The 8,345-nt window shown below is 52.6% G+C and carries 6 protein-coding genes and 3 tRNA genes; 6 read left to right on the top strand and 3 right to left on the bottom strand.

The genetic code is table 11. The features are described from left to right. Positions 1 to 312 precede the first annotated feature (312 nt). The 5 genes from astB to AACT07_RS15420 all read left to right on the top strand — a co-directional run bounded on the left by astB (position 313) and on the right by AACT07_RS15420 (position 2,661). Positions 313 to 1,650 (top strand): N-succinylarginine dihydrolase, encoded by a 1,338-nt coding sequence (gene astB / locus AACT07_RS15400; RefSeq protein WP_069528684.1) that lies wholly within the window; start codon positions 313 to 315, stop codon positions 1,648 to 1,650. Positions 1,651 to 1,891: 241 nt separating this feature from the next. Next, a tRNA-Tyr gene (locus tag AACT07_RS15405) sits at positions 1,892 to 1,976 on the top strand. A gap of 38 nt (positions 1,977 to 2,014) precedes the next feature. Continuing rightward, positions 2,015 to 2,099: transfer RNA gene (locus AACT07_RS15410), tRNA-Tyr, on the top strand. 44 nt (positions 2,100 to 2,143) lie between these two features. Continuing rightward, positions 2,144 to 2,228, top strand: a tRNA-Tyr gene (locus AACT07_RS15415). Between the two features lie 142 nt (positions 2,229 to 2,370). Next, entirely contained in the window at positions 2,371 to 2,661 is a 291-nt protein-coding gene (locus tag AACT07_RS15420) for a hypothetical protein (RefSeq protein WP_005353834.1), read from the top strand. Here the strand turns inward: AACT07_RS15420 and AACT07_RS15425 are convergent. Beyond that, entirely contained in the window at positions 2,635 to 6,078 is a 3,444-nt protein-coding gene (locus tag AACT07_RS15425) for an ATP-binding protein (protein ID WP_253182267.1), read from the bottom strand. The two genes, AACT07_RS15420 and AACT07_RS15425, sit on opposite strands and share 27 nt — an antisense overlap. A gap of 122 nt (positions 6,079 to 6,200) precedes the next feature. Between AACT07_RS15425 and AACT07_RS15430 the strand changes: the two genes are divergently transcribed. Next, the gene (locus tag AACT07_RS15430) at positions 6,201 to 6,839 is read left to right on the top strand and encodes a response regulator (RefSeq protein ID WP_069528688.1); all 639 of its coding nucleotides are present in this window, start codon (positions 6,201 to 6,203) and stop codon (positions 6,837 to 6,839) included. Here the strand turns inward: AACT07_RS15430 and AACT07_RS15435 are convergent. Further along, on the bottom strand, positions 6,836 to 8,032 hold the full coding sequence (locus AACT07_RS15435) for a hypothetical protein (RefSeq protein WP_139123850.1): 1,197 nt from the start codon (positions 8,030 to 8,032) through the stop codon (positions 6,836 to 6,838). The genes AACT07_RS15430 and AACT07_RS15435 overlap by 4 nt on opposite strands. A 38-nt stretch (positions 8,033 to 8,070) precedes the next feature. Next, positions 8,071 to 8,345 (bottom strand): CS1-pili formation C-terminal domain-containing protein (locus tag AACT07_RS15440; RefSeq protein ID WP_171902774.1); only part of this gene is annotated, 275 nt, incomplete at its 5' end.

The following is an 8,345-nucleotide window of genomic DNA, read 5'->3' on the forward strand; positions in this document are numbered from 1 at the left end:
GGTTTTGTGGGGCTGTATAAGAGATTTGGCGCGAAAAAGCAATCTTGTGAGCAAATTTGCCTGACCAGCCCGAACCACACGGCTTCTTTTATTGCTTCTTTATTTATTAATGCGAAGGCAACAGGCCGGACGCAACCGCTTTTTCAATTTTCTGCCATACCGCCCCTCTTTTTATATCTGAAACGACATAAAAACGTCTGCTGGTTACCAGCTTGTTACAAAAACATAAAATCTCTTTATAATGGCCCAACCCCGACGCATTGCGCGCGGAAGGAACCGCTACCCATCATAAAAATCGAAAGGATGTACTCAATGAAGCACTTCGAGGTCAATTTCGACGGTCTGGTCGGCCCGACTCATAACTATGCCGGCCTCTCCTACGGCAACGTTGCCTCCCAGAGCAATGCCCAGGAGGCTTCCAATCCGAAAGAGGCCGCCAAGCAGGGGCTGCGCAAGATGAAGGCGCTGACCGAGCTTGGCATGACCCAGGGGGTACTGGCGCCACAAGAGCGTCCCGATCTCGCCACCCTGCGCCGCCTAGGCTTCACCGGCAACGATGCCCGGGTGCTGGAACAGGCCGCCAAACAGGCTCCCGCTGTACTGGCTGCCTGCTATTCGGCCTCCAGCATGTGGACAGCCAATGCCGCCACCGTTTCTCCCAGTGCCGATACCCAGGATGGCCGCATTCACTTCACCCCCGCCAACCTGACCAACAAGTTTCACCGCTCTCTGGAGCCGGACGTTACAGGCCGTATCCTGCGCGCCGTGTTCAACAATGATCGCCACTTCAGCCACCACCTGCATCTGCCGGAGAATGACCACTTCGGCGACGAGGGGGCAGCCAACCACACCCGGCTCTGTCGCGCCTATGGCGAGGCAGGGGTCGAGCTGTTCGTCTATGGCCGCAGCGCTTTTGACTACTCCCGCCCGGCGCCGAAGCGCTACCCGGCCCGCCAGACTCTGGAGGCAAGCCAGGCCATCGCCCGCCTGCATGGCCTTGGCGAGGAGAGCGTGGTGTTTATTCAGCAAAACCCGGAGGTGATCGATCAGGGGGTATTCCATAACGACGTGATCGCGGTGGGCAACCAGAACCTGCTCTTCTTCCACCAGCAAGCGTTCCTCAACACCGAAGCGGTGCTGGCCGAGATCAGCGGCAAGTTTGGCGAGGGAGATTTGCACTTTATCGAAGTGCCGACTGCCGAGGTATCCGTGCTGGATGCGGTGAAATCCTACCTGTTCAACACCCAGATCCTCACCCTGCCGAGCGGTGAGATGGCCATCATCGCCCCCACCGAGTGCCGCGACAATCCGGCGGTGTCGGCCTATCTCGGCAAGCTGCTGACGCAGGAGACCCCGATCAAGGCAGTCCACTATATGGATGTGAAACAGAGCATGCGCAATGGTGGCGGCCCGGCCTGTCTGCGACTGCGGGTTGCCATGAACGATCAGGAACTCGCCGCGGTCAATCCGGCCTGCCTGATCAACGACAGCCAGTTTGCCCGCCTCGATGGCTGGGTCGATCGCCACTACCGCGACCGCCTGACCCTCGATGACCTGCGGGATCCGGCACTGGTGCAGGAGTCCCGCAGCGCACTGGACGAGCTGACCCAGATCCTGAAACTGGGTTCGGTCTACCCGTTCCAGCGCTAGATGTGATGCCCGGCAAGACCGCCGACACTGGCGGTCTTCTGCTATCTGCCTTCTCTTCAGCGCGATCGCCAACTTGCACAGATGCTGTTTTGTGCAGAAAAGCAGTGCACAACTTGCTGATAAGCTTGAATTTTGAGCTGGATGTATCAAAAAATCGACGAACAGTCATTTTTTACTGCCAGATGCCTCATCAAGGGGTTCACAAAGCCTCTGGATCTGATAGTATGCGCCTCGCACTTGGGGAGGGGTTCCCGAGCGGCCAAAGGGATCAGACTGTAAATCTGACGGCTCTGCCTTCGAAGGTTCGAATCCTTCTCCCTCCACCATTCAAGTGCAAAGTAGTGACAATCAGGAAATACCCCGTGGAGGGGTTCCCGAGCGGCCAAAGGGATCAGACTGTAAATCTGACGGCTCTGCCTTCGAAGGTTCGAATCCTTCTCCCTCCACCATTTCCCTGATTGCAATGGCTGAATACAATTTGCTTTGCCCCTGTGGAGGGGTTCCCGAGCGGCCAAAGGGATCAGACTGTAAATCTGACGGCTCTGCCTTCGAAGGTTCGAATCCTTCTCCCTCCACCATCATTCAAGAAAACCCGGCCTCGCGCCGGGTTTTCGCTTTCTGCTATCCCCCTCACACTTTTTCGGCATTGTCAGATCTGACAGTTGCAATTGCATCCCATCTTGCTCATCGTGGCATCATCGACATCAGAGTGTTCAAATCATGTTTGAAGTCTGGGACGAGCATGGTCACGCCACCGGTCTGACACTGCAGGCACTCAAAGTCAGAATCAGCAACGACTATCAGGGCGATCTGATGGTGCGCTACAGCAACAAGCTGGGACTACCCACGACCCTCTTTCTGACCATTCATCAGGGCGTTGCCTATCAACGCTTCAAAGCGGGCTCGCCAAAACTGGATTGGGAATGGCTGGCCAGCGCAGGCAATGGCCACAGCCCCCGTAATTTTATGAGCGAACAGTTCCCCTTACTCCAGCTCTCCTTGGATAACTGAATGCCCCTCTCTTTCGCTCAATAACGTCAATTCATCGATGATTTGCTGTAATTGGGCACGAAAGCGTGTCAGCTCATCTGTACAAGCTGGCGATCCAAACTGACGGATTTTTTCTTCCAATCGCCATGCCTGTTCAGCCAATTCCGGCGCCATCATCATGCTGATGGTCCCCGCCTGACGATGTACCCAACTGGCCAATGCATTGTCATCAAGTGGCGCCTGTGCCATCGACAGTTCAAGATCCTGGCGAAAAAGCGGAAACATCTGCCGCAACTTGTCACCATGACCAAAAAATGCCTCCATGGCCGCAATATCAATCAAGGTTGGCGCGGTTAAGATTCGCCACTTCTGCAACATCTGGCGCAGAGTATCCAGCAGCACCGGTTTGCCCAACAGATCGTCCATGCCCGCGGCAAAACAGCGCTGAGCCTGCTCTGGTAACACATTGGCCGTCATGGCGATGATCAGCTGCCGCTCGCCTTTCTCTGCAGCCCGTATCCTGCGGGTGAACTCATAACCATCCATCACCGGCATCTGACAGTCACAGAGCACCAGCTCATAGGGATGCTGCGCGACCATCTCGAGAGCCTGCTGGCCATGCTCTGCCACATCGCAGTTCATCCCAAGTTGCCTGAGCTGGCGTATTACCAGCGACTGGTTGAGGGGATTATCCTCCACCAGCAATACCCGACAGGGCTGCATGGGTGCGCTCTTTCGCATCGCTTTCGTTGCCGTCCCTGCGCTCAAGCCAAACTGGCGATAGCAAACTTCACGTACGGCATGCCAGGTCATGGGATTACTGTTGAGGATGTAACCCTCCTCATCACAACGATAACCGAGGGGGGTTGCCAGCGGCAGCACCCGGATGACCCCGTTGCCAGCCAGCTCATGGTCTGTGAAACGCAAATGAGCATCACCAGACTCCGACGTTCGTGTTACCCCCAAGGCATCAAGATGCAACAGCAGGGTGTGGCACAGCTTCTCGTCATGGAGATCGATATGGGCTTGCACGCCATTGAGACGGAGATCCGGCTCTCGCTGTGCCAGCATTGGCAACGTAACCGTAAGGCTGATGAAAGTGCCTAGCCCAGGGGCACTCTCCAGCCGGATCTCGCCACCCATCAAGGTTGCCAGGGTCTGGCAAATACTCAGGCCCAAGCCGGTACCACCATAACTGCGGGTGGTGGAACTCTCTGCCTGTTCAAAGGCATTGAAGATCCGGCCAAGCGCTTCGGCGCTCATGCCAATGCCAGTGTCGCGCACGCCGAAGCGCAGTTGCTGTTGCCCCTCCCCCTTCGACAGCAATTGCACCGAGATCTCGATAAAGCCCCGCTCGGTGAACTTGATGGCATTGCTGACAAAGTTGAAGAGGATCTGGCGCAGACGCAGCGCATCACCACTTACCCGAGCCGCCACACCGGCATCCACCCAGAGATAGACGCGCAACCCCTTGCGATGCACCTCGCTCACCGTCATGATCAGCACACTATCGAGCAGCTCCCGGACAAGAAACGGAGCCTCTTCGAGCTGCATCTTGCCCGCTTCCAGCTTGGCGAAGTCCAGCACGTTGTCGATTAGCGCATGCAACCCCTGGGCACCGCGGTTGATAACCTCGACCATCTGGCGCTGATCCTGGGTCAGCTCGGTAAAGGTGAGCTGCTCCGCCATGCCGATAATGCCATTCATGGGCGTGCGAATTTCGTGGCTCATGGTGGCCAGAAACTCCCCTTTCTGGGTAGCGGCAGACTCCGCCTTGGCCTTGGCTCTGGCAAGTGCAGCCTCAACCTGATGACGACGAACTATCTCCTGACGCAGCCGCCAGTAAGCCACCGACAACACCAGAATAAAGAGCGTGATCGCCACCCCGGCGGGCAGCAGGGTTCGCACCAGTTTCGCTCTGGGGATACCTTCGCTGTAATTGAGCGCCAGCCAACTGTTGCGTATCTGGCGCTTCTCCTTGTCGCTCATGCTGGCAAGCACCCGGTTGACCAGGGGCAGCAAGGGGACGTAAGGCTCACGTACCGCAACGGCCAACTCATCCTTGAAGGGGGTGGGCGCGGCAATATGAAGTCGGTCATCAAACTGTTCGGTGATAAGACGGGAAACCACCACCAGATTGCCGATATAGGCATCCCCCTGCCCTGCTGCAACCCGGGCGAGCCCCTCGCTGGCACTCTTGGTCGTGATCAGTTTAAGGTCAGGCACCATTGCCCTCAGCTGGGGGATCAGCATACTGTCGGTCAGCAACAGCTTTTTGCCAGCCAGATCAGAGAGATCCCCGATCGGAATACTACCGCGCGCCGTCACCAGCACCATCGGGAATGATGCGAAGGGTTCACTGGCATGCCAACCCACCAGCCGCTCGATAATGCGAGCGGGTAATACCGCTAGGTCGACTTCGTGATGCAGCAGCAACTGTTGCAGTTCGGGCCAGCTCTGCACCAGCATACGACTGTATGCCAACCCCAGCTTCTCTTGCAGCACGTCCAGATAATCCACCATCAAGCCGACCGGGTTGCCATCCTCATCACGGTAGGACAGAGGCACCCATGCGGGAAGCTGTCCCAGCTTTAGTGGCGGCAACGTCGAGAGCCAGGCTCGCTCATCAGGACGCAGTAAAAAATGACTGTGCCCCATAAAATTGGGCTCCAGGCTCTCCCCCAACCAGCGTTTCTCCAGTTCACTGCGCGCCTCGACCGTCAGCGACTGAATGGCAGTATCAAGCCGGATAGCAAGAGAGTGTTTCTGGCTGGCGACGCCAAGATGCAGGGTTTCCATCAACAAGGGAGACTGGGCAACCACCGCCAACGCTGGGTGGCGCTCGATAAACAGATTGGCCACATGAAGGTTGCCGATATAGGCATCCGCCCGACCTTGTTCAACCGCCTGTAGTGCGAGGCGCGTATCATCAAAGAGCCGTGACGTGACATTCGGATAGTGCAGCTTGACCAACTTCTCGGTCAGAAAGCCTTTTTCGATGGCAATGCTGGCGGACTGCAACCGGCTCACATCCCGAAACAGGGGGCTGTCCTGGCTCACCACCACCACGGTCGGCGAAGTGTAGTAAGGCAGGCTATAGGTGATGCACTGGCGCACCTCAGAATTAAAGGCGTCGAGCAGGATATCCAGCTTGCCACGGCAGGCATCGGCATACATGGTTTTCCAGTCAGGGTAGACCTGCCAGGCAATCCGGTAGTCCAGCTTCTTGGCTAATTCTTCCATCAATTCAACACTGAAGCCAGCGGCGACCTTGCCGTCCCACTGCTGAAAGGGTCCCCATCCTCCTGCCAATATGCCTACCTCAATCGTTGGTACAGAAGGAACCTGCGCGACGGAGATCGCGGGTAGCAAGAAACAAACGAAGATAATAATTATGAATCGTTTGATCAATGATATAAGCGAAGAATATATAGACATAACGATTCAAATATACTTACAAAGAGATATATGCACCCGAAAAAATAGGGTGCGCACGGTAGTATAGAAATGTAAGCTTTGATAGCCTGAATATTATTCACCGTTTTATAAGAGGCTCATCCATGTCCTTCCAGATTATTCTTGCCGATGACCACCCCTTGATTCTGACAGGGATCCGCAGCCTGATTGAACAGATAACCCCTCATTGCGAAGTGGTCGCCGAGGCATATCAGGTATCTGATTTGCTTAATTTATTACAGCAACATCATTGCGATCTGTTGATCACCGATTTCAACATGCCTGGAGATATCCGCTGCGATGGTATGGTCATGATCCAGCAGTTGCGTCGGGATTATCCTAATATGCCCATTATTGTGCTGACCCAAATCCAGAACAACGCCATATTGCAATCTCTTATTCAGGCCGGGATAAATGGCCTAATATTGAAAAAATCGGTCGTCACTGAATTGGCAGATGCCATTCGTCAAATATTGCTTGGCCATCGCTATATTGGCCCTGCGGTAAAAGTACTGCTGGCCAATGCAGGCCTCGCCCATCACGACAACATCAGCCCACTGACAGCCAAAGAGAGCGAAGTTGTACGCCTGCTGGCCAGCGGCATGTCGGTCACGCAGGTTGCCGACTACCTTCATCGCAGCGTCAAAACCATCAGCACCCAGAAAAAGAGCGCCATGATACGACTAGGTATTACCAGCGATAGCGCCCTCTTTGACTATGCCAAAAGCAGCGGGCTCTGCTAATCGATAGCCGCATCAAATATCAGAGTCACATCACCTTTAAAGGAGGAGCCAGGATATTTCATCATCTGTTTAAATGACTCATCTGGAGTCTTAAATAAAATATATTCTTCTTTGTCAACTACAGGACCTTTCTCATATAAACCATACTTTTTAATAGACGTAGTCATAAGAGGAGTTATTTGATTGCGACTATCAATATACATTGTATTAATAGCCACCTCATGATTATTAGCATCTTTTAATGCACATGATTGCCCAGACATGTATTGGCACTTTAATGTCACGGTATAAGGTGCGCTATATGATATTCGGAACGGTATTTTTTGTTGCAAAAATGCTGGTGATCTTTTACTCCCATTGCGCCAGTAGTTCCATCCATTTGGTGGTAGCAAAACAACATTACTCTTGCCTTCATTGATACTTTTTGGAAAGTCAACTTTCAATTGATGGCGTACTGTCAGGGTCAAATCAATAATCAGTTTGGTATCATTATATGTACCATTCCCCAAACTGATATCACCATTTGATGACACCGATAATGTTATCGAACCATTGTATACACCATTTGGCATATCTAATGGTGAAGGGGGGACTATCTTGAATCCGAAAAATAATGCTTTTACTGTAACCCCAACATCTGTAGATAACGCTGTGTAACATGATTTACCTGCGATATTTCCCCATAATACCATCCATGCTTGAAAATCATAATGACCGGCGACTACCGCATCCAAATAACTACAACCACCTTTAGGCTTAGTAAAGCCATCATAAAAAATAGGTTTAGCTGTCTCCTGGTATATCGTCGCATCAAAATGAGCACCCAACATTTCAGGAATAAGTGACACTCGATAGCTAATCCCCTTTGCAGAGGTCACAATCATTTCTTTCTGACTAAATGACTGCATATAAACAATAGAATCCTTAGGATTTTCCACACTCTTTTTTGCCGTACGCGTCACCCCGTAACTAATAGAGAAAAGAAGACTGTCAAGTGATGTTATTTCACCACGACAATATCTCATCCACATCGTACTAGATGTTTTAATACATGGCGTCGTACTGACAAACCGTCCACCACTTGTCTCATAGGAGGCAGGTTTGTATTCAGCAGTTACCTTAATGGTTTGCGAAAATGCAATTTCAGGAAAAAACAACAGTGTCAAAAATGCGATTGTTAACCAAAATTTCATATAAAAAGACCATCTGAATAGTGAACAATCAAACGCCATTATTTTTTACTGGTCACCCAAGGCGTACATTTCAATTCACCCAACAACATGATATCTGACTCTTCCATACGACTATTATCCCATGTCGATTTATCACACTGAAGCAAACCATTATGTTCCACGCTAAATTGCGGCTGTCGTCGGCTCGCTTCCAGCGCAAAGAAGCCATCGTTTTCGGTAAATGCCCGCCCCATAGGGTTGCTGACCACTGCACCACGCAGTGGCTGATTTTGCTCATCCAGCAAACGACCTATCACTGTGACTGTGCTCACTG

Source organism: Aeromonas sp. ANP5 (assembly GCF_963870295.1).
GTDB lineage: Bacteria > Pseudomonadota > Gammaproteobacteria > Enterobacterales > Aeromonadaceae > Aeromonas > Aeromonas veronii.

Excerpts from the sequence above, each read along its gene's own strand:
- AACT07_RS15435 (WP_139123850.1), bottom strand. The coding sequence starts at position 8,032 with ATGAAATTTTGGTTAACAATCGCATTTTTGACACTGTTGTTTTTTCCT.
- AACT07_RS15425 (WP_253182267.1), bottom strand. The coding sequence starts at position 6,078 with ATGTCTATATATTCTTCGCTTATATCATTGATCAAACGATTCATAATT.
- astB (WP_069528684.1), top strand. The coding sequence starts at position 313 with ATGAAGCACTTCGAGGTCAATTTCGACGGTCTGGTCGGCCCGACTCAT.
- AACT07_RS15420 (WP_005353834.1), top strand. The coding sequence starts at position 2,371 with ATGTTTGAAGTCTGGGACGAGCATGGTCACGCCACCGGTCTGACACTG.
- AACT07_RS15430 (WP_069528688.1), top strand. The coding sequence starts at position 6,201 with ATGTCCTTCCAGATTATTCTTGCCGATGACCACCCCTTGATTCTGACA.